Source organism: Citrobacter sp. KH_055_1, assembly GCF_057838705.1.
Genome location: NZ_CM174473.1, coordinates 185,842 through 207,320 on the forward strand (window position 1 = coordinate 185,842; position 21,479 = coordinate 207,320).

The 21,479-nt window shown below is 53.4% G+C and carries 16 protein-coding genes; 10 read left to right on the top strand and 6 right to left on the bottom strand.

The features are described from left to right. The first annotated feature begins 5 nt into the window (after nucleotides 1-5). The 4 genes from dppC (at nucleotide 6) to AC3ITF_RS00930 (ending at nucleotide 4,282) form a co-directional block, all read left to right on the top strand. Nucleotides 6-908, top strand: coding sequence for a dipeptide ABC transporter permease DppC (dppC, locus tag AC3ITF_RS00915; RefSeq protein ID WP_115257214.1), 903 nt, complete (start codon nucleotides 6-8; stop codon nucleotides 906-908). Nucleotides 909-918: 10 nt separating this feature from the next. Further along, nucleotides 919-1,902 carry a dipeptide ABC transporter ATP-binding protein gene (gene dppD / locus AC3ITF_RS00920; protein WP_096759164.1) on the top strand — a complete coding sequence of 328 codons (984 nt, stop codon included), beginning with the start codon at nucleotides 919-921 and terminating at the stop codon, nucleotides 1,900-1,902. Next, nucleotides 1,899-2,903: a dipeptide ABC transporter ATP-binding subunit DppF gene (dppF, locus tag AC3ITF_RS00925; RefSeq protein ID WP_115257215.1), complete on the top strand. Its 1,005-nt coding sequence runs from the start codon at nucleotides 1,899-1,901 to the stop codon at nucleotides 2,901-2,903. Before dppD ends, dppF begins: the two co-directional genes overlap by 4 nt. Nucleotides 2,904-3,079: 176 nt before the next feature. Further along, nucleotides 3,080-4,282, top strand: a complete 1,203-nt coding sequence (locus tag AC3ITF_RS00930; RefSeq protein WP_146718143.1) for a sigma-54 interaction domain-containing protein — start codon at nucleotides 3,080-3,082, stop codon at nucleotides 4,280-4,282. A 44-nt stretch (nucleotides 4,283-4,326) separates the two neighbouring features. Here AC3ITF_RS00930 and AC3ITF_RS00935 read toward each other — a convergent pair whose 3' ends face one another. Then, entirely contained in the window at nucleotides 4,327-5,625 is a 1,299-nt protein-coding gene (locus tag AC3ITF_RS00935) for an SLC5/6 family protein (RefSeq protein WP_096759167.1), read from the bottom strand. Between the two features lie 119 nt (nucleotides 5,626-5,744). Next, on the bottom strand, nucleotides 5,745-6,941 hold the full coding sequence (megL, locus tag AC3ITF_RS00940) for a methionine gamma-lyase (protein ID WP_096759168.1): 1,197 nt from the start codon (nucleotides 6,939-6,941) through the stop codon (nucleotides 5,745-5,747). Nucleotides 6,942-7,365: 424 nt separating this feature from the next. On the opposite strand from megL, the gene hmsP reads away from it, so the two are divergent. The 3 genes from hmsP to AC3ITF_RS00955 all read left to right on the top strand — a co-directional run bounded on the left by hmsP (nucleotide 7,366) and on the right by AC3ITF_RS00955 (nucleotide 12,531). Beyond that, nucleotides 7,366-9,351 carry a biofilm formation regulator HmsP gene (hmsP, locus tag AC3ITF_RS00945; protein WP_096759169.1) on the top strand — a complete coding sequence of 662 codons (1,986 nt, stop codon included), beginning with the start codon at nucleotides 7,366-7,368 and terminating at the stop codon, nucleotides 9,349-9,351. A 178-nt stretch (nucleotides 9,352-9,529) separates the two neighbouring features. Next, the gene (locus AC3ITF_RS00950) at nucleotides 9,530-10,816 is read left to right on the top strand and encodes a dicarboxylate/amino acid:cation symporter (protein ID WP_115257217.1); all 1,287 of its coding nucleotides are present in this window, start codon (nucleotides 9,530-9,532) and stop codon (nucleotides 10,814-10,816) included. A 221-nt stretch (nucleotides 10,817-11,037) separates the two neighbouring features. Next, nucleotides 11,038-12,531: a M16 family metallopeptidase gene (locus tag AC3ITF_RS00955; protein WP_115257218.1), complete on the top strand. Its 1,494-nt coding sequence runs from the start codon at nucleotides 11,038-11,040 to the stop codon at nucleotides 12,529-12,531. Nucleotides 12,532-12,630: 99 nt separating this feature from the next. On the opposite strand, the gene kdgK is transcribed toward AC3ITF_RS00955, so the two are convergent. After that, nucleotides 12,631-13,560, bottom strand: a complete 930-nt coding sequence (gene kdgK / locus AC3ITF_RS00960; RefSeq protein ID WP_096759172.1) for a 2-dehydro-3-deoxygluconokinase — start codon at nucleotides 13,558-13,560, stop codon at nucleotides 12,631-12,633. Nucleotides 13,561-13,791: 231 nt separating this feature from the next. On the opposite strand from kdgK, the gene pdeH reads away from it, so the two are divergent. Then, the gene (gene pdeH, locus AC3ITF_RS00965; RefSeq protein ID WP_146718141.1) at nucleotides 13,792-14,559 is read left to right on the top strand and encodes a cyclic-guanylate-specific phosphodiesterase; all 768 of its coding nucleotides are present in this window, start codon (nucleotides 13,792-13,794) and stop codon (nucleotides 14,557-14,559) included. A gap of 78 nt (nucleotides 14,560-14,637) precedes the next feature. Continuing rightward, nucleotides 14,638-16,698: an AsmA family protein gene (locus AC3ITF_RS00970; protein ID WP_489176076.1), complete on the top strand. Its 2,061-nt coding sequence runs from the start codon at nucleotides 14,638-14,640 to the stop codon at nucleotides 16,696-16,698. A gap of 84 nt (nucleotides 16,699-16,782) precedes the next feature. Here the strand turns inward: AC3ITF_RS00970 and AC3ITF_RS00975 are convergent, their stop codons facing one another. The 3 genes from AC3ITF_RS00975 to AC3ITF_RS00985 all read right to left on the bottom strand — a co-directional run bounded on the left by AC3ITF_RS00975 (nucleotide 16,783) and on the right by AC3ITF_RS00985 (nucleotide 20,414). Beyond that, nucleotides 16,783-18,105 carry an MFS transporter gene (locus AC3ITF_RS00975; protein ID WP_096759175.1) on the bottom strand — a complete coding sequence of 441 codons (1,323 nt, stop codon included), beginning with the start codon at nucleotides 18,103-18,105 and terminating at the stop codon, nucleotides 16,783-16,785. Nucleotides 18,106-18,438: 333 nt separating this feature from the next. Beyond that, complete coding sequence (yhjD, locus tag AC3ITF_RS00980) at nucleotides 18,439-19,467, bottom strand: inner membrane protein YhjD (RefSeq protein ID WP_115257221.1); 1,029 nt, start codon at nucleotides 19,465-19,467, stop codon at nucleotides 18,439-18,441. 47 nt (nucleotides 19,468-19,514) lie between these two features. Further along, the gene (locus AC3ITF_RS00985; RefSeq protein ID WP_096759177.1) at nucleotides 19,515-20,414 is read right to left on the bottom strand and encodes a LysR family transcriptional regulator; all 900 of its coding nucleotides are present in this window, start codon (nucleotides 20,412-20,414) and stop codon (nucleotides 19,515-19,517) included. A 119-nt stretch (nucleotides 20,415-20,533) separates the two neighbouring features. Between AC3ITF_RS00985 and AC3ITF_RS00990 the strand changes: the two genes are divergently transcribed. Further along, the gene (locus tag AC3ITF_RS00990; protein ID WP_137362478.1) at nucleotides 20,534-21,292 is read left to right on the top strand and encodes an SDR family NAD(P)-dependent oxidoreductase; all 759 of its coding nucleotides are present in this window, start codon (nucleotides 20,534-20,536) and stop codon (nucleotides 21,290-21,292) included. Nucleotides 21,293-21,479: the final 187 nt, after the last annotated feature.

The window sequence follows — 21,479 nt, forward strand, 5'->3', positions numbered from 1 at the left end:
CCATCATGTCACAGGTTACTGAAAATAAAGTTATTGCTGCACCGGTGCCGATGACCCCGTTGCAGGAGTTCTGGCACTATTTTAAACGCAACAAAGGTGCGGTCGTTGGCCTCGTTTATGTGGTCATCGTGCTGTTTATTGCAATTTTCGCCAACTGGATTGCGCCCTATAACCCGGCGGAACAGTTTCGCGATACGCTGCTGGCACCTCCTGCGTGGCAGGAAGGCGGCTCGTGGGCGCATCTGTTTGGTACTGACGACGTAGGGCGCGATGTGCTGTCGCGCTTGATGTACGGTGCTCGCCTGTCGCTGCTGGTCGGCTGTTTGGTGGTGGTGCTCTCGCTGCTGATGGGCGTGATTCTCGGGCTGGTGGCCGGTTATTTCGGCGGCATCGTTGATAACGTCATCATGCGAGTGGTCGATATCATGCTGGCACTGCCGAGCCTGTTGCTGGCCTTGGTGCTGGTGGCGGTATTTGGCCCATCGATAGGTAATGCGGCGCTGGCACTGACGTTCGTGGCGCTGCCGCACTATGTGCGTCTGACACGTGCCGCTGTGCTGGTGGAAGTGAACCGCGACTACGTCACCGCCTCTCGCGTGGCGGGTGCCGGTGCGATGCGCCAGATGTTCGTCAATATTCTTCCTAACTGTCTTGCGCCGCTGATTGTTCAGGCGTCGCTCGGCTTCTCTAACGCCATTCTCGATATGGCCGCGCTTGGCTTCCTGGGCATGGGCGCGCAGCCGCCAACACCGGAATGGGGCACTATGCTCTCCGACGTGTTGCAGTTCGCGCAAAGTGCCTGGTGGGTCGTGACCTTCCCGGGTCTGGCGATCCTGCTGACGGTGCTGGCATTTAACCTGATGGGTGACGGTCTGCGTGACGCGCTCGATCCCAAACTGAAGCAGTAAGAGGTTCGAGATGGCGTTATTAAATGTAGACAAATTATCTGTACATTTCGGCGACGTTGGCGCCGAATTCCGTGCCGTAGACCGCATCAGCTACAGTGTGAACCAGGGCGAAGTGGTGGGGATTGTCGGGGAATCCGGCTCCGGTAAGTCCGTCAGTTCACTGGCGATTATGGGGCTGATTGACTACCCCGGCCGCGTGATGGCGGAAAGCCTTGAGTTTAACGGCCGCGACCTGAAACGCATCTCTGAAAAAGAGCGTCGCCAGCTGGTGGGTGCTGAAGTGGCGATGATTTTCCAGGACCCAATGACCAGCCTCAACCCGTGCTACACCGTCGGCTACCAGATTATGGAAGCCATTAAGGTGCATCAGGGTGGCAACAAGAAAACCCGTATTCAGCGGGCGATTGACCTGCTGACGTTGGTGGGCATTCCTGACCCGGCTTCACGTCTTGATGTGTATCCGCACCAGTTGTCTGGAGGCATGAGTCAGCGCGTGATGATCGCCATGGCGATTGCCTGTCGTCCGAAACTGCTGATTGCCGATGAACCGACAACCGCGCTGGACGTGACTATTCAGGCCCAGATCATCGAACTGCTGCTGGAGCTTCAGCAGAAAGAAAATATGGCGCTGGTATTGATTACTCATGACCTGGCGCTGGTGGCAGAAGCGGCACACAAAATCATCGTTATGTATGCCGGTCAGGTGGTGGAAACCGGGGCTGCACACGATATTTTCCGCGCGCCCCGCCATCCGTATACCCAGGCATTGCTGCGTGCGTTGCCGGAGTTTGCGCAGGATAAAGCGCGTCTGGCCTCGTTGCCGGGCGTGGTGCCGGGTAAATACGACCGCCCGAACGGTTGTCTGTTGAACCCGCGCTGTCCGTATGCCACGGACAAATGCCGTAGCGTAGAGCCGGAGCTGAACATACTGGGCGAAGGTCGCCAGTCGAAATGCCACTACCCACTCGATGATGCCGGGAGGCCCACACTATGAGTACGCACGAGGCCACCTCGCAACAGCCATTGTTGCAGGCAATTGACCTGAAAAAACACTATCCGGTGAAGAAGGGGATGTTCGCCCCGGAGCGCCTGGTTAAAGCGCTGGACGGCGTGTCATTTACCTTAGAGCGTGGCAAAACGCTGGCGGTGGTTGGCGAGTCGGGCTGCGGGAAATCAACGCTGGGTCGCCTGCTGACGATGATTGAAGTTCCGACCGGCGGAGAGCTGTATTACCAGGGGCAGGATCTGCTCAAGCATGACCCTCAGGCGCAGAAGCTGCGTCGGCAGAAAATCCAGATTGTGTTCCAGAACCCGTATGGCTCGCTGAACCCGCGTAAGAAAGTGGGGCAGATTCTGGAGGAGCCGCTGCAGATCAACTCCTCGCTCAGCAAAGAGCAGCGTCGTGAAAAAGCGCTGGAGATGATGGCGAAAGTGGGTCTGAAAACCGAGCACTACGACCGCTATCCGCACATGTTCTCCGGTGGTCAGCGTCAGCGTATTGCCATCGCCCGCGGTCTGATGCTTGACCCGGACGTGGTGATTGCCGACGAACCGGTCTCCGCGCTGGACGTTTCCGTGCGTGCGCAGGTGCTGAACCTGATGATGGATCTGCAGCAGGATCTGGGGCTGTCCTATGTCTTTATCTCCCACGACCTGTCGGTAGTGGAACATATTGCCGATGAAGTGATGGTGATGTATTTAGGTCGCTGCGTGGAGAAAGGGACCAAAGATCAGATCTTCAACAATCCGCGTCATCCGTACACCCAGGCGCTGCTCTCTGCGACGCCGCGTCTGAACCCGGACGACCGTCGTGAGCGCATCAAGCTGACCGGCGAGCTGCCAAGCCCGCTGAATCCACCGCCGGGCTGCGCGTTCAACGCCCGCTGCCGCCGTCGTTTTGGTCCTTGTACCCAGCTACAGCCGCAGCTTAAAGATTACGGCGGTCAGCTGGTGGCGTGCTTTGCCGTAGACCAGGATGAGAATCCGCAGCAATAAGCGTGGGTTATGACCCAATAACCGGAGCCTTGTGCTCCGGTTTTTTTATATTTCGTTTTTACTTCCACAATGTGAGTCCATTGGCAGAACATTATTCCACAGCGTCTAGAATGTAGTCAGATTCTTGAGCGTCACCGAAATATCTACTTCGCAGTTGCTAACTACCTGGAGCAAATGTGGTCACGATACGCTGGGATATTAAAACAATTGATCGCCTGTCTATGGTTGAAGATGTCCTGAAGGAGTTTTCCTGCTGTGATATCAATATCATCTCAATGAAAGTGACGGCAGGCCGGATCCTGATTAAATCCTGGTGTCGTCAGTTGCAGGATATTTCCTGCGTGCAATCCAGCTTAAGTCAGCGTGCCGATATTATTAACGTTGCTTACTTTTGCGAAGAGATAAGCGAACTGTCGATGCCCGAAGTGGAACGCCCACGCTATTTTTCAGACATTATTTGCAGCAGCCAGAGCATGCAGGCACTGATCGAAAAAGCGATCAGAATTGCGGACAGCAAGTATACCGTCCTGATCCGCGGTGAAACCGGCACCGGTAAAGAGCTGCTGGCCCGAGCGATTCATAACTCTGGCCAGCGTAGCTTTTATCCATTTATTCCGGTTAACTGCTCTGCATTACCCGAGTCGCTGATGGAGAGTGAATTCTTCGGATACGAAAAAGGCGCCTTCAGCGGTGCGGACGGTAAAGGCAAAAAAGGGCTGTTTGAAATGGCGGATAAAGGCACCCTTTTCCTGGATGAATTTGGTGAGATGCCGCTGAATTTACAGGCCAAATTACTGCGAGTACTGCAAGATGGCGGGATCCGCCGCGTGGGCGGGGCGCAGATTATTCCGGTTAACGTGCGTATTATTGTGGCGACCAACGCCAATCTGGAAGAGATGGTCGAACAACGCCTGCTGCGCGCCGACCTGTATTATCGAATTAACGTCCTCTCCCTGACTATTCCTCCGTTGCGGGAACGCCCGCAGGATCTCAGCCTGCTGATCCGCCATTTTGTGCAGAAATACGCGAAAGAATTTCAGCGCCGGTTAATTTTGGATAAAGGCTGCTTTGATGCGATGCATCATCATGGTTGGCCGGGGAACGTGCGCGAACTGGAAAACACCATTATTCGTCTGATGTTGATGGCAGAATCTGATGTGATTACCCGAGAGGATTTGGGTATCGCGAGTATAACCTCAGTTAATCAGGCACGCGGCGGACAGCCTTTTAAACAGCAGGTTCAGTGCGCTGAGCGTCAGTTAATAGAGCAGATGATGGATGAGAATGTTTCATCGCGGCATATTGCCAAAGCGTTGGGGGTGTCGCATACCACGGTACTGAATAAAATCCGTAGCTATCAGCTGGAGAGCGTGGAGTAAGCGCCGTCAGGGCTGACGGCGCTGTTATCGGGTTAATTAATTTGTTATTCAATCAGCTTCAACAGCGGTGACAGGCACAGCAACATTCCGTACAGCAGGATAAGCCAGGTTTTTACCCCGCGCAGTTTTTCCAGCTGTGTGACTTTATAAATCAGGAAGAACGGAATAATGCACGAGACGATACCGTAAAGCGGGCTACCCAACTGGAAGAACACCAGTACTGATACGCGGAACGACACCCAAATCACCAGCGTGGTGACGATAAAGGCGCAAATCCCCAGCGTCAGAACCAATGGATTAATTTTCTCAACGTCGATAACACGACCCAGTACGTTAAGAATAATACCCTTCATGGCCTCGTGGAATCCCAGATAAATACCGAAGAATGCTGTCAGTACGGCAAAAATATTCAACACCGTGGAGGTGATGTGAATAATTTGTCCTGGGATAACTTGAGCCGCCAGCGCCAGTGCGGAAATATTTTGTTCGAAGGCTGAGACCGCTTCTTCATGGCTAATAGAGAAGGTAAAGGAAAATGAGAAGAACAGAATGACTGCAATCAACGTAATATAACTGATGCGGTGGGTACGAATGACCATGCGCGTAGCCAACACCCGGTCTGACACTCGTTTGCGGTAGGCGATATTCATGGGGTTCAGTACCTGAATAAACACCGCCGAGAAAAAACAGAACGGGATGGTTAGCAGGACATCGCGGAAGAAGACGCCCGCTTCAGGGAATGCGCTGATATTATTAAAGTTCCAGTGCGGGACCATCGCAAAGCCAAACACAATGATGATGCCAACTTTTACCACCACCATCGGGCCGGAGATTTTGAACAGCAGCTTTTCTCCGCCGGAAGCAATGGCAACCAGCACCGCAAAAATCGCGACTTTGTAGATAATGGACTGCGAAAGATCGGCATCGGTGAGTCCGAAGGTTTTGATATAGGACGCACTGTCAAAAACAACCGATAATGAATAAATAAAGATGCCGTGGATAATCATCAGAAAATAGATGACGCCAAGAAATACGCCCCAGTTCTTACCTAAATAATGACTAATAATATCGGTGTAGTCATTACAGGTTTCACTTTCAGAGAGCGTTTTTAAATAAATGTCCTGCACAATATAGGTGGCGGGATAAGCAATAATAAAGGCGACAATAAATACCCAAATACCGGTTAAACCAATTTGTACCGGCATCAGCACCGTTCCGGCGCCAATTGCCATGCCGATACAGAGTAATACCCAACCAAAATCGTATTTTGTAAAAGGTAGCTTTGTTGAGAAGGATGCGGCGGTTGCTGTAGTGTTGCTTAATTGTAATGTGTTGTCCTGCATAGAACCCCCTGCCGAAAATACACGCTCTCCCCCCGAAAAGGAATTACGTGTATAGCCAGGCCGTTGTGCCTTGATTCTCAACGGCCTGAACCGATCTGCATCGGTTCAGGCCGTAATAGTCAGAATGTTGCCTTTCTGATGGCGTGTTCAAGGTCGTTAATAATATCTTCTGGATCTTCAAGACCAACAGAAAGACGGATAAGTCCGTCGGTAATACCTGCTTTAAGCCGTTCCTCTGGCGCAACGGGCGAATGTGTCATAGACGCTGGGTGCTGAATGAGGGTTTCGGTGTCACCGAGACTGACCGCGAGGAGGCACAATTCTACAGAATTGATCATCCGTCTGCCAGCCTCGAGGCCGCCGGCGATTTCGAAGCTGATAATTCCTCCCGGCAGGCTCATCTGACGTTTACCCAGCTCATACTGCGGATGTGAAGGCAAGCCAGGGTAATACACGCGGGTAATGGCCGGATGCCCTTCCAGGAAGCGGGCAATTTTTAACGCGTTTTCACAATGGCGCTCCATTCGGATGCCCAGTGTTTTCACGCCGCGTAGCGTCAGCCAGGCGTTGAACGGACTCATGCAGCCGCCGGTGATATCTTTCAGCCCGACGAACCGTGCCTGGTCGATAAATTCCTGCTTGCCAACAATCACACCGCCAATCACGTCCCCGTGGCCGTTGATGTACTTGGTCACGCTGTGCACCACGATGTCGGCACCTAACAGCAAAGGTTGCTGGCAGTAGGGCGACATAAAGGTGTTATCCACGACCAGCAATGCGCCTTGCTGATGGGCGATCCCGGCGACCGTTTCAATATCAACCAGCGAGAGCGTTGGGTTTGCTGGTGTTTCGATATACACCACTTTGGTTTCCGGGCGCATGGCCGCGCGGATTTCTTCCGGCTTGGCGGCGTCGACGAAGCTGACGTTAATGCCGAACTTCGGCAGGCTGTGTGACAGAAAAGCGTGAGTGCAGCCGTAAATGGCACTGGCGGAAACGATATGGTCGCCCTGCTGGCAAAGGGTCAGCAACGAGGTGGTGATGGCTGAAATACCGGATGCAGTTGCCAGCGCGGCATCGCCTCTTTCCAGCACAGCCAGCTTTTTCTCCAGCGCGTCGGTGGTGGGGTTTCCAAGGCGCGTATAGATGTAGCCGGGTTCTTCAAGCGCAAAGCGGGCGGCGCCCTGTTCGGCACTGTCAAAAACGAAGGTTGACGTCTGGAAAATAGGCGTACTGAGCGCGCCAGTGGAAGGGTCGGGTTGTTGGCCCGCATGAACGATCTGGGTATTGAATCCGTAAGCACGACAGTCAGACATGATATCTCCTTTGATTCGGAACAGAACAGCTCACAGTCAAATAGCAATCGCTGTGCCAGAACATGAATTTATAGATATCAATGTGTTAGTAATTTAATCATTTGAGATGCCGTCAGGAAAGTTGCCAGCTGGCAAATAACTTTCCAGTTACGGCGAGATAAACGTGAATGCGAGGCTTCATGCAGACGCGGTACTGGCGAAGTGGTTGGGGTGATGTGTTACCGCAGAATCATCGATAAACCGGGCTTGTCCGGTGAGGCGTAATCTTGCGGCCTTTTTCGCCTTTCTGTCGGTAACTTTCCACGCCAGGCGTCAAACCTGCGGCGAAAATACGCGATGGGAACTTTTCAGATAGCGCCTCTCTTAATAACGCTATGATCGGGTATACTCTGACGGCAGTTTTATTTATCCATGGAGAGTCAGTTTGCGTGTCAGTCGCTCGTTAACAATTAAGCAGATGGCGATGGTTGCGGCCGTAGTCATGGTGTTTGTTTTTATTTTTTGCACCGTTTTGCTGTTTCATTTGGTACAGCAGAACCGCTATAACACGGCTACGCAACTGGAAAGTATCGCCCGCTCTGTACGTGAGCCCCTGTCGGCCACCATTCTGAAAGGGGATATCCCCGAAGCGGAGACGATTTTACGGCGAATTCAGCCCGCGGGCGTGGTCAGCCGCGCCGATGTGGTACTGCCGAATCAGTTTCAGGCTTTACGGATGAGCTTTATTCCCGAACGTTCGGTCCCGGTAACGGTGACGCGTCTGTTCGAACTGCCGGTGCAGATCTCGCTGCCGGTCTATTCTCTGGAGCGTTCTGCCAACCCACAGCCGCTGGCCTATTTGGTGCTGCAGGCAGATTCGTACCGTATGTACAAATTCGTGATGAGCACGCTCTCAACGTTAGTGACCATTTACTTACTTTTATCCCTGGTCCTGACGGTGGCGATCTCCTGGTGTATTAACCGCTTGATTGTGCATCCGTTACGTAAAATAGCCCGAGAACTGAATGAGATCCCTCAGCAGGCGTTAATGGGCTACCAACTGGCGTTGCCGCGCCTGCATCAGGATGATGAGATTGGCATGCTGGTGCGCAGCTACAACCTGAACCAGCAGTTGGTACAGCGCCGCAGCGAAGAGTTGAGCGACTATTCGATGCGTTTTCCGGTCTCCGAACTGCCCAACAAAACGTTTTTAATGGGGCTGCTGGAGCAAGTTGTATCCCGCAAGCAGACCACAGCACTGATGATTGTCACCTGCGAAACGTTGCGGGATACCGCAGGCGTGCTGAGCGAAACTCAGCGGGAAATCCTGCTGCTGACGGTTGTCGAAAAACTCAAGTCGGTACTGGCGCCCAGAATGGTGCTTACCCAGGTCAGTGGCTACGATTTTGCCATTATTGCGCATGGTGTGAAGGAACCCTGGCATGCCATCACATTAGGTCAGCAAGTACTCACTATCATTAATGAGCGTTTGCCTATCCACGGCATCCAACTGCGCCCCAACTGCAATATTGGGGTCGCGATGTTTTATGGCGACTTAACCGCAGAGCAGCTTTACAGCCGTGCGCTCTCTGCGGCACTCACCTCACGCCGGAAGGGTAAAAACCAGATTCAGTTCTTTGACCCGCAGCAAATGGAAGAAGCTCAGCAGCGTTTGACGGAAGAGAACGACATTCTTACCGCGCTGGACAACCAGCACTTTGCGCTGTGGATGCAGCCGCAGGTAGAAATTGCCAGCGGCAAAATACTGAGTGCGGAAGCGCTGTTACGGATGCAGCAGCCGGATGGAAGCTGGGAACTGCCGGAAGGGTTAATCGACAGGATTGAATCCTGTGGTCTGATGGTAACTGTCGGGTACTGGGTGCTGGAAGAGTCCTGCCGCCAGCTTGCTGCCTGGCAGGAGCGCGGTCTGATGCTTCCACTATCGGTCAATCTTTCTGCACTGCAGTTAATGCACCCGAATATGGTGTCAGACCTGCTGGAACTACTAAACCGGTATCGTGTGAAGCCCGGCACGCTGATTCTCGAAGTGACCGAAAGCAGACATATCGATGATCCCAACGCGGCCGTTGCCATTTTGCGCCCGCTGCGTAATGCAGGTGTGCGTATCGCGTTGGATGACTTTGGTATGGGCTACGCCGGTTTACGCCAGCTACAGCATATGAAGTCGCTGCCGGTGGATGTGCTCAAAATCGATAAGATGTTTGTCGACGGCGTGCCTGAGGATTGCAGCATGATCACGGCGATTATTCAGCTGGCGCACAGCCTCGATTTACAGATGATTGCCGAAGGTGTCGAAACCGAAGCCCAACGCGCGTGGTTGGAACAGGCGGGCGTGGAAGTGGCGCAGGGATTCTTATTTGCCCGTCCAGTTCCGGCAGATATCTTCGAAGAACGTTATTTAACGCAGTAATGGGCTGATTACAAAACTTAAAAAAGGGTGCGCTTGTGCGAGCCAGCTCAAAATTTTTAACATTTTTGTATCAATTATGATCTTTGTACATTTCTGTCATGTTGTGTGGGTGTTACTTTAGGGCCGCAGGTTAAATAAAACCTTACAAGACCTGTGGTTTTTACTTTAAGGACACCCTATGAAAACCTCAATATTCAAAAGCCTTTACTTTCAGGTCCTGACAGCGATTGCCATCGGTATTCTCCTTGGCCATTACTACCCTGAATTGGGCGCCCAAATGAAACCGCTTGGCGACGCGTTCGTTAAGCTCATTAAGATGGTCATCGCTCCCGTCATCTTCTGTACTGTCGTTACCGGCATTGCCGGCATGGAAAGTATGAAAGCAGTAGGCCGCACGGGTGCGGTTGCACTGCTTTATTTTGAAGTAGTCAGTACGATTGCGCTGATCATCGGTCTTATCATTGTCAACGTGGTGCAACCCGGTGCCGGGATGAACGTTGATCCGGCCACGCTGGATGCCAAAGCTGTCGCGATTTACGCTGAGCAGGCAAAAGACCAGGGGATTGTGGGCTTCCTGATGGATATTATCCCAGGTAGCGTCATTGGCGCGTTCGCCAGCGGCAACATCCTGCAGGTATTGCTGTTCGCGGTGATGTTTGGTTTCGCGCTGCACCGTCTGGGCAGCAAAGGCCAAATGATTTTCAACGTGATTGAAAGCTTCTCGCAGGTCATTTTCGGCATCATCAACATGATCATGCGCCTGGCGCCAATCGGTGCTTTCGGGGCCATGGCCTTTACCATCGGTAAATATGGCGTCGGTACGCTGGTACAGCTGGGGCAGTTGATTATCTGCTTCTACATCACCTGTATTCTGTTTGTGGTGGTGGTGCTGGGGTCTATTGCTCGTGCAACCGGCTTTAGCATCTTCAAGTTCATCCGCTATATCCGTGAAGAATTGCTGATCGTTCTGGGGACATCATCTTCCGAGTCCGCGCTGCCGCGTATGCTTGATAAGATGGAAAAACTGGGCTGTCGGAAGTCGGTGGTCGGGCTGGTTATCCCTACAGGTTACTCGTTTAACCTTGATGGGACCTCGATCTATCTGACGATGGCGGCGGTGTTTATCGCTCAGGCCACGAACAGTCATATGGATATCTTCCATCAGATAACCTTGTTGGTGGTGCTGCTGCTCTCCTCGAAAGGGGCTGCGGGTGTCACCGGAAGTGGCTTCATTGTCCTGGCGGCGACGATCTCCGCTGTGGGCCATTTACCGATTGCCGGTCTGGCGTTGATTCTCGGTATTGACCGCTTTATGTCTGAAGCCCGTGCGCTGACCAACCTGATTGGTAACGGTGTGGCCACGGTCGTTGTGGCTAAGTGGGTGAAAGAATTGGATACCAAAAAGCTGGATGACACGCTGAATAACCGTGCGCAGGATGGCAAAACGCACGATTTATCCTCTTAATCTCGTCACTTCTGCCCGTAGTCCCTTGTAGGGCTACGGGCTCCTGCGCATAATTACCCCCTGTACCTGAAGCTGTCGATCCGATGGCTTCGGGATTTTTTCACTTCTTCCGTGACATTTTTATGTTTTCGCGGTCTAACACGAAGTGTTTTAACGTCATATTCAGAGAGTCCTGTTCAGGGCTGTCTTTTTATTACCAGGATTGTTGATCAGGGGTTCACATGCAGGGCACAAAAATTCGACTTTTAGCGGGCAGCTTGCTGATGATGGCCTCTGCCGGCTATGTGCAGGCAGATGCGCTCCAGCCTGACCCGGCGTGGCAACAGGGTACGCTGGCAAACGGTTTACAGTGGCAAGTATTAGCCACCCCCCAGCGCCCCAGCGACCGTATCGAGGTTCGCCTGCTGGTTAATACCGGTTCACTCACCGAAAATACACAACAGAGTGGTTTCAGCCATGCGATCCCGCGTATCGCGCTGACGCAAAGCGGTGGCCTTGATGCCACGCAAGCCCGTTCACTGTGGCAGCAGGGGTTCGATCCCAAGCGTCCCATGCCGCCTGTTATCGTTTCCTATGATTCCACACTGTATAACCTCAGCTTGCCCAACAGCCGTAACGACCTGCTGAAAGAGTCGCTCTCTTATCTGGCGACTATCTCCGGCAAACTGACCATCACGCCAGAAACCATCAACCATGCGCTGAGTAGCGAAGATATGGTGACAACCTGGCCGGTGGACACCAAAGAAGGCTGGTGGCGCTACCGACTGAAAGGATCAACGCTGCTGGGACACGATCCTGCCGATCCGCTGAAAACCCCGGTCGATGCTGAGAAAATCCAGTCGTTCTACCAGAAATGGTATACCCCGGATGCCATGACGCTGATTATCGTCGGCAACGTTGACGCACGTAACGTGGCAGAGCAAATCAACAAAACCTTCGGCGAATTAAAAGGTAAACGTGAGACTCCGGCACCGGTGCCGACACTTTCTCCGCTACGCGCTGAAGCGGTGAGCATTATGACCGATGCGGTACGCCAGGATCGCCTCTCCATCATGTGGGATACGCCGTGGCAACCGATTCGTGAATCTGCCGCGCTGTTGCGCTACTGGCGTGCTGATTTAGCCCGTGAAGCGCTGTTCTGGCACATTCAGCAGACGCTTACTAAAAACAATGCGAAAGATATCGGCCTCGGCTTTGACTGTCGGGTGTTGTTCCTGCGTGCGCAGTGCGCCATTAACGTTGAGTCACCGAATGATAAGCTGAATGCGAATCTGGGTACGGTGGCGCGTGAGTTGGCGAAAGTGCGTGATAAGGGGCTGCCGGAAGATGAATTTAACGCGCTGGTGGCACAAAAAAATCTGGAACTGCAGAAGCTGTTTGCCACCTATGGCCGAACCGATACCGATATCTTAATCAGCCAGCGCCTGCGCTCGCTGCAAAATCAGGTGGTGGATATTGCGCCGGAACAGTACCAGCGTTTACGCCAGAACTTCCTCAATGGCCTGACCGTAGAAATGTTGAATCAGGACCTGCGCCAGCAACTGTCGCAAGAAATGGCACTCATTCTGCTGCAGCCGAAGGGTGAGCCGGAATTCAATATGAAGGATCTGCAGGCGACGTGGGATGCCATCATGGCGCCGGTGGCCGCTGCGGCAGCGTCGGTTGAAACCGATGAGTCGCATCCTGAAGTGACGGATATTCCGCCAGTACAGTAGAGGGTATCGTAACCTGTAGGCCGGGCAAGCGAAGCGCCCCCGGCGTACCCAATGCCGGATGCGGCCTTAACGCCTTATCCGGCCTACAAGAACAATAAGTTACTGCGGCATTGCGTCGCGGGGAATAATCGCCCCGCGATGCTGAATCACCGTGCTGGCCGTCAGATGACCGCGTTTGGCGGCTTCTGCGGCATCACCACCGGTTAAGCGTACGGCCAGATATCCGGCGCTGAACGAGTCGCCCGCGGCAGTGGTATCAATCACTTTCTCTTTCGGCAGTTTTACCGCCGGTACATCAATGAGCTCTTCGCCATTGATAGACACCAGGCACGAGTCTGCGCCGCGTTTCACCACTACTTCTTGCACACCGGCCGCGTGGGTACGGGCAATGACCTCAGCAACGGGTTTTTCACCCCACAGCGCGTCTTCATCATCCAGCGTCAGGAACGCGATATTGGTGCACTCCAGCATCTGCTGATACACCTGCTGCGTCTCTTCTTTACTGCTCCACAAGCGCGGGCGGTAGTTGTTGTCAAAAATGACTTTTCCGCCGTTGGCGCGGCATTCGCGCAGCAGTGACAGCAGTTTCTCGCGGCTGGTCGGGCTTAAGATCGCCAGGCTTATACCGCTCAGGTACAGGTAGTCGAACGTCGCCAGCTCTTCGCAAATGGCGGCGGATTGTTCACTCTCCAGCCAGAATTTTGCCGCGGCTTCATTACGCCAGTAATAGAAGGTACGTTCGCCGGTGCTGTCTGTCTCAATGTAATAGAGACCCGGAAGGCGATTGTCCATGCGTTGCGTTAATGAGGTATCGACGTTTTCGCCATGCCAGGATTCCAGCATCTGTTGGCTAAAACTGTCCGTGCCCAGCGCCGTGACATAGTGTACAGAAAGGGCCGCAGAATCGACCTGACGGGCGATATAAACGGATGTATTCAACGTGTCGCCACCGAAACCGCGCTGAACGTCTGCGCCTTTCTGTGACAGTTCAATCATGCATTCGCCAATCACGGCAATCTTGCTGGACATAGTCGTAACCTGCTCTGAAAAAAATTAACGGTAGTGTGCGCTGTGGGTGTTAAGTGGTCAACTATATTAAAACATCGTTCCATTAATTTTTTGAGCCAACGCGTATTCTGCGCAATTTTTTTGCTGCCTGGTTTTTATTTTGCGATGTGCTGAACGTAAAGTTCTGCGCCCGAGCGCCGATAACCTTTGACGAGTCCGGTCAGTCACACTCTTATTTACAGGACATCTCAGATGATAAAGCAGGTTACCCAGCAGCTAATTACGCCTGATGCGAGTATCGAGAGCTTGCTGGAGAGACGCTATTGGCTGCAGTGCGAGCGTGCTTACACCTACCAGCCGATTTACCAGACCAATGGGCGGCTGATGGCCGTTGAACTACTGACAGTAGTGAGCCATCCTGACAATCCTGCCCAGCGTCTTGCGCCGGACCGCTATTTTGCCGAAATAACCGTACGTCATCGTATTGACGTGGTGAAAGAGCAGCTTCTGCAACTCCAACTGAAAAGCGACTTTTTCAGAGCCCACGACCTGCTGGCGTCGGTGAACGTCGATGGCCCGACGCTGCTGGCGATGCGCCAGGATCCCGACATACTGAAAATCATTGAATGCCTGCCGTGGCTGCGCTTTGAACTGGTGGAGCATATTCGTTTACCGAAGGGAGCGTCATTTGCCTCAATGTGCGAGTTTGGTCCGCTTTGGCTGGATGACTTTGGCACCGGGATGGCGAATTTCTCTGCTCTGAGCGAAGTCAGCTATGACTACATTAAGGTAGCGCGGGATCTGTTTATTATGCTGCGCCAGACGCCGGAAGGCCGCAACCTGTTCACACTGCTGCTGCAGTTGATGAACCGTTATTGCCGCGGCGTGATTGTTGAAGGTGTGGAAACACTGGAAGAGTGGCGCGACGTGCAAAACTCACCGGCGTTCGCTGCGCAGGGCTATTTTCTCTCGCGTCCGGTTCCCCTGAATACCCTTGAAGAGGTGATATTGTCGCTGTGATGTTGGCGTCATCGGCCTCCTTTTAACCCTGCTGGACTATCTTTAGAACAGGCAAGGAAGAAAGTGAGGAGGTAAAAGATGACGAAAGCAGGCAAAATAACCACAGCAGTATCAGGGGTTTTCTTGTTGTTGATCGTCGTACTCATCATCGTGATTGCGACATTTGACTGGAACCGGCTCAAACCGACCATCAACCAGAAAGTCTCTACTGAGCTCAACCGACCGTTCGCGATACGCGGTGATTTGGGCGTCGTCTGGGAACGCCAGAAGCAGGAAACCGGCTGGCGAAGCTGGGTTCCGTGGCCGCACATTCATGCGGAGGATATTATCCTCGGCAACCCGCCGGATATCCCTGACATCACCATGGTGCATCTCCCGCGCGTTGAAGCCACGCTCGCGCCGCTGGCGTTGCTGACCAAAACGGTCTGGCTACCGTGGATTAAGCTGGTGAAACCGGACGCGCGGCTTATTCGCCTGTCGGAGAAAAACAACAACTGGACCTTTACCCTCGCGGGGAGTGAAAACCCCGATCCCAACACCCCGCCTTCAGCCTGGTCATTTCGACTCGATAATATTTTGTTCGATCAAGGACGTATCGCCATCAACGATAAGATCACCCAATCGGAGATTGAGATCGTCGTTGATCCGCTGGGCAAGCCGTTGCCCTTTAGCGAAGTGACGGGAACGAAAAGCACAGAAAAGCGTGCCAACGTTGGCGATTACGTTTTCGGCCTGAAGGCACAGGGGCGGTATCGCGGTGAACCGCTAACCGGCAGTGGAAAAATCGGTGGGATGCTGGCGTTACGCGGCGAAGGCACACCGTTCCCGGTGCAGGCCGATTTCCGTTCAGCTAATACGCGGGTGGCCTTTGTCGGTGCGGTAAATGACCCGATGAATATGGGCGGCGTCGATCTTCAGTTGAAATTCTCCGGTGATTCGCTCGGGGATTTGTACGATTTGACCGGCGTTCTGCTGCCGGATACTCCCCCCTTTGAAACTGACGGGCGGCTGGTGGCCAAAATAGGCAGCGAGAAATCTGCCGTATTTAGTTATCGCGACTTTAATGGCCGCATCGGCGACAGCGATATTCACGGCACGCTGGCTTACACCACCGGCCAGCCGCGCCCGAAACTGGAAGGCGACATTGAGTCGCGCCAGCTGCGGCTGGCGGATTTAGGGCCGCTGATTGGCGTGGACTCCGGAAAAGGTGCACAACGCGCCAAACAATCTGAACAGCGTAAAGGCGAAAAGAGCGTTCAGCCCGCGGATAAAGTCTTGCCGTACGACCGTTTCGAAACCGATAAATGGAACGTGATGGATGCCGATGTGCGCTTCAAGGGACGGCGTATTGAGCATGGCAGCAGTCTGCCGGTAAGCGATCTCTCCGCCCATATCATCCTGAACAATGCCGACCTGCAACTGCAGCCGCTGAAATTTGGTCTGGCGGGAGGCAGCATCGTCTCTCGCATTCATCTGGAAGGGGATAAAAAGCCGATGCAGGGCCGGGCGACTATTCAGGCGCGTCGTCTGAAGCTGAAAGAGCTGATGCCGGATGTGGAACTGATGCAGAAAACGCTCGGTGAAATGAACGGTGATGCCGAATTTCGCGGGAGCGGGAATTCGGTGGCTGCGCTGCTCGGAAACAGTAATGGCAACCTGAAGTTGTTGATGAACGACGGGTTGATCAGTCGAAACCTGATGGAAATAGTGGGGCTGAATCTGGGCAACTATATCGTCGGACAGATATTTGGTGATGACGAAGTGCGAGTGAACTGTGCGGCGGCGAATCTGGATATCGTCAATGGCGTTGCGCGCCCGCAAATTTTTGCTTTTGATACCGAAAATGCGGTTATCAATGTTACCGGAACAGCGAGTTTTGCCTCTGAACAGCTGGATTTAACCGTCGATCCGGAGAGTAAAGGCATTCGTATTATTACGCTGCGTTCACCGCTGTATGTTCGCGGGACATTCAAAAATCCGCAGGCCGGAGTGAAAGCAGGGCCGTTGATTGCGCGTGGAGCCGTCGCCGCGGCACTGGCAACGCTCGTCACACCGGCAGCTGCCCTGCTGGCACTGATCTCACCGTCAGAAGGTGAGGCCAATCAGTGCCGGACGATTTTGTCGCAAATGAAGAAGTGATGTCTGGCCGGATGTTTACCCGGCCTGGATTTCATGCTCAACGTAGGCCGGATGAGGTGGTTACACCGCCATCCGGCAAAAGAATCACAACGACTGATGACGCGTCTCGTGGATTAACAGCAGCGCGATCAGCGTTAATGCGGCCATCGAGGCCAGATAAATCCCGACGGCCGGCAAACCATAGTTACCTTGCAACCATGCCGCGATGTAGGGGGCCACGGACGCGCCGAGAATCGATGAAACGTTATACGAGAACGACGCGCCCGTGTAGCGCACCTCGGTCGGGAACAGCTCCGGCAGCAGCGCGCCCATCGGGCCGAATGTCAGCCCCATCAGGCTCAGCCCCAGCAGCAGGAAGACAAAGACCAGCGCCGGATTGCCAGAACCCAGCAGCGGTTTAAAGGCGAACAGAGCGAACAGAATGATAAGCGTGGTGATGATGAGCATGCTCTTGCGACGACCAAACGCGTCGGCCAGCAGTCCGGCAACCGGGACCATCACGCCAAAGCCAATCACCGCCATCATCAGCATCCACAGGACTTCATTGCGCGGTAAACCAAGGCCCACAGGGGCGGCGGCGGTACTGAAGGTCATTGAGTAAACGGTCATGATATAGAACAGCGTATAGGTCGCCAGCATGATAAACGTGCCGAGGATCGTGACGCGAACATGTTTTGTCAGCAGGGTTCCCAGCGGGATCTTGACCTGCTTTTTCGCTGCCGCGACTTTGGCGAACACCGGGGATTCATGCAGTGAGACGCGAACGTACAGACCGATAATCACCAGTACCGCAGAGGCTATAAACGGTACACGCCAGCCCCAGCTCATAAACTGCTCATCGGTCAGCAGCCAGGAGAGCAGCAGAAACGTGCCGTTGGCAAAGAAGAAGCCGATCGGTGCGCCCAACTGCGGGAAGGACCCATAGAGCGCCCGTTTGCGCGGTGGGGCATTTTCTGTGGCCAGCAATGCAGCACCGCCCCATTCACCGCCAAGACCCAATCCCTGACCAAAACGCGCCAGTGCCAGCAGGATCGGGGCGAAAATCCCAATCGACGCATAACCCGGCAACAAGCCGATAATCACCGTCGAGATCCCCATGGTCAGCAGCGAAGCAACCAGCGTGACCTTACGCCCGACGCGGTCGCCGAAATGTCCGAACACCGCCGAGCCGATCGGCCGCGCCACAAAGGCGATAGCAAAGGTGGCGAGAGACTGCAGCGTGGCCGCCGCCGGGTCGCCCTGCGGGAAGAAGATATGGGGGAAAACGATCACCGCGGCGGTCGCGTAAATATAGAAGTCGAAGAACTCAATGGCGGTACCGATGAGTGAGGCGACGACGACTTTATTGCGCGAATTGACCGGGGTGTGTTCCTGTTCGTTGTCGAGCGTTGTGGCGGTTGCTTGCATAATATTTTCTTATTTTTTGTCGAACGAACGGTCATATTACGCACAGCAAAAGAGACATTTCAATCTGTAACAAACGTTGCGCTTGGTTAAAAATCGGGCAAAAAGGGGATAATGTTTAGGCCGAAGATTTCTCTTCTATGAAATGCTTCACATAATTTAAAACTTGGATGATAAAACTGGTTTTTGGTTAAATAAAAGTTACGGGTTGGATTTATTCACTGAATCAGTGAGAGCGGGCGGCATTATAATTGCCGGATGGCGCTACGCTTATCCGGCCTACAAAACTCACCAGTAGGGCAGATAAGCGTAGCGCCATCCGGCAGTTAACGAAGATTAGCGGTGCGTTTTCCCCGGCATCCGCGGGTCGTCTTTGTATTCTGCGGTGGCTATCCAGGCGGCGCAGAACAGGGTCAAACGGGCGAAGAAGTAGAAGAAAGCCATTAGACCTAATACCGAGCCAAACGCCGCGCCTGACGGGGATTGCACCAGCGACGGCAGCGTGTAAGTCATAATAATTTTGATTGCTTCAAAGCCAAAGGCCGCAATAAAGGTACCGCGAATGAGCGCCTTCTTACGTGGGCGATGACGCGGGAGTCGCCAGAAAATCCAGAAGAACAACAGATAGTTGGCGAAAATAGAGATCGCCAGGCCGATCAGTCGCCAGGCGGGCTTCAGCCAGTCAATACCATCGAGGTACAGGGCCGAGATTATCATCTGCTGGGCGGAACCGGCGATGGAGGTAATTGACAGGGTGACAATCAGCGCAATCAGTAATCCAATCAGCGAGACAAAATCGCGCAGATATTTAACCCAGATTTTCTCCTGATCCTGCGGCGTGCGTTCCCAGACATCACGCGACTGGGCGCGAATGGCCTCGCGCAGGTTTCCCATCCAGTTAACCCCGGAGTAAAGGGCGATACCCAGCCCGACCAGCCCGACGGTGGTACGTTGCTGAACGGCGGTATTGATGGTGTTTTTCAGCGTGGATGCCAGCGTCGGATCGCTGACGTTGGCCAGGATTTTACTGAAGATATCCTGCAATAACGTGGGGTGCGACGCGAGAATAAAACCGGCGGCAGCGAACGATACCATCAGGATAGGGATCATCGACAGGAACGAGAAATAGGTGATTGCTGCACCAAACTGGTTTCCCATCCGGTCATTAAAACGTTCTGCGGCGCGGATAAGGTGGGCGATCATGGGCTGGCGTTGAACGCGTTCCGCCAGAGTCAGGGCTGTTTTCAGCGCCTGATGGGTCTTATTGTTGGTTTCTGTCTGGTCACGCTCTGGTGTGTCAATTTTGGCGATCGGCGCGTGCTCAAGTTCCTGAATGGGGCGTTTTACGTCTTTTTCCTGCGTCATCAGGGCGGTAGTCCTTATTCTGTGCATTCACAGGACAGTATAGCGCGTCAGTCCACATAGTCTTTCATCACGCCGGTCAGCCATTCCATAAACAGGTGGACCCGGCGGGAGAGATTACGGCGATGTGGATACAGCAGAGAAACCGGCATCGGTTCGGCGCGATACTGCGGTAAGACTTCAACCAGCGTACCGGCGCGCAATGCCTCACGTACACCCACGCGTGGGACCTGAATGATGCCCAACCCGGCAAGACAGGCCGCATGATAGGTTTCGGTACTGTTTACCGTCAGCATGCCGCCGGTTTTTATCCAGCGGGGCCCGTTGTCGGTCGCTATTTCAAAGCCCTGAGAACGGGTACCCAGATTTACCGCGTAATGCACCACCGCATGCGAGGCCAAATCGTCCAGACTTTCGGGATAACCAAAACGGGCCAGATACTGTGGGCTGGCGCAGTTAATCTGCGTCAATTTCCCCAGCGGGCGGGCAATCAGCCCTGAATCTTTCAGCGCACCCACGCGCACCACGCAGTCGAAACCCTCACGGATTAAATCCACCAGACGGTCGCTGCTGCTGAGTTCTAGCTCAAGTCCCGGATACTGATGTAAAAAGGCAGGCAGGCGGGGCATCACCAGATTTCTGGCCACGCCAACCGGCATATCGACCCGCAGTTTACCGCTGATGCTGGTGGGATCGTGATGAAAAAGTCCGTCCAGCTCATCCAGATTGCTCAACAGATCTTTCGCACGTTCGTAATAGATCATCCCGTCCTGGGTCAGTTGAACGCGGCGGGTGGTGCGATGCAGCAACTGGGTACCCAGATGATTTTCCAGCGCCTGGATTTGTCGCGATACGCTTCCCTTAGGCAGTCCGAGGGTGTCGGCCGCACGCGAAAAACTCTCCAGTTCTGCGACGCGGAGGAACAACTGCATTGCGTGAATTTTATCCATCTCTCTGCCCTATTGTTGTTCCTAAGGAAACAGTAATGCGCAATTCGACATATTTATTGTTTTTCTAACACCTAATAAGCTTTATCTCAATCTTCACAACGCCTGAAATGAGGTTTCTTATGACGCAACGTATTGTATTGGTGACCGGCGGCGGTCGTGGACTGGGGAAAAACGCGGCGCTTAAGCTGGCGAGTAAAGGAATGGGCATCATTCTGACGTGGAACAGCAATGAAAAAGAAGCTCAACAGGTGGTGGATGATATTCGCCAACTTGGCGGCAAAGCAGCAGCATTGCCGCTGAATGTCGGCGATATCTCAACGTTTCCGCGCTTTGTTGAACAAATGCAGGAGACGCTGCAAACCCAGTGGCAATGTACGAGGTTTGATTATTTATTGAACAACGCCGGAATCGGCATAACTGCGCCGTATTCTGCCTTCACCGAAGCGCAGTTTGACCAGCTTTTGAACATCCAGTTTAAAGGGCCTTTTTTCCTGACGCAGAGCCTGTTGCCGCTGATAAACCAAGGGGGAAGGATCCTCAATGTGTCGACCGGGCTGTCGCGTTTTGCCCTGCCAGGCTACAGCGCCTATGCCGCCATGAAAGGCGCGATGGAAGTGCTGACCCGCTATCAGGCAAAAGAGTTGGGGGAGCGCGGTATTACGGCGAACATTATTGCGCCCGGCGCGATTGAAACCGATTTTGGCGGCGGGAACGTGCGGGACAATGCGCAGCTGAATGCATATATTGCCTCGCAAACCGCATTGGGACGTGTCGGGCTGCCGGATGATATTGGTGATGCCATCGCTGCGTTGCTTAGTGATGACCTGGCGTGGATGACCGCGCAGCGCATTGAGGTCTCTGGCGGGATGTTCCTGTAAACCCGTCCCGTGCTTATTCGGTCACTGACTCTGATTAAATAAGCACTTCATGCTACATTATTTTTTGTAACATATTTCCCTGATATGCCATGTTCCTTATTTTTGGTGAAAAACATAGACTCTGATTAATTAATATTACTTGGCGAGAGGCATGCGCTAATAATAAGGAATTCCTTAATTCAGAGTC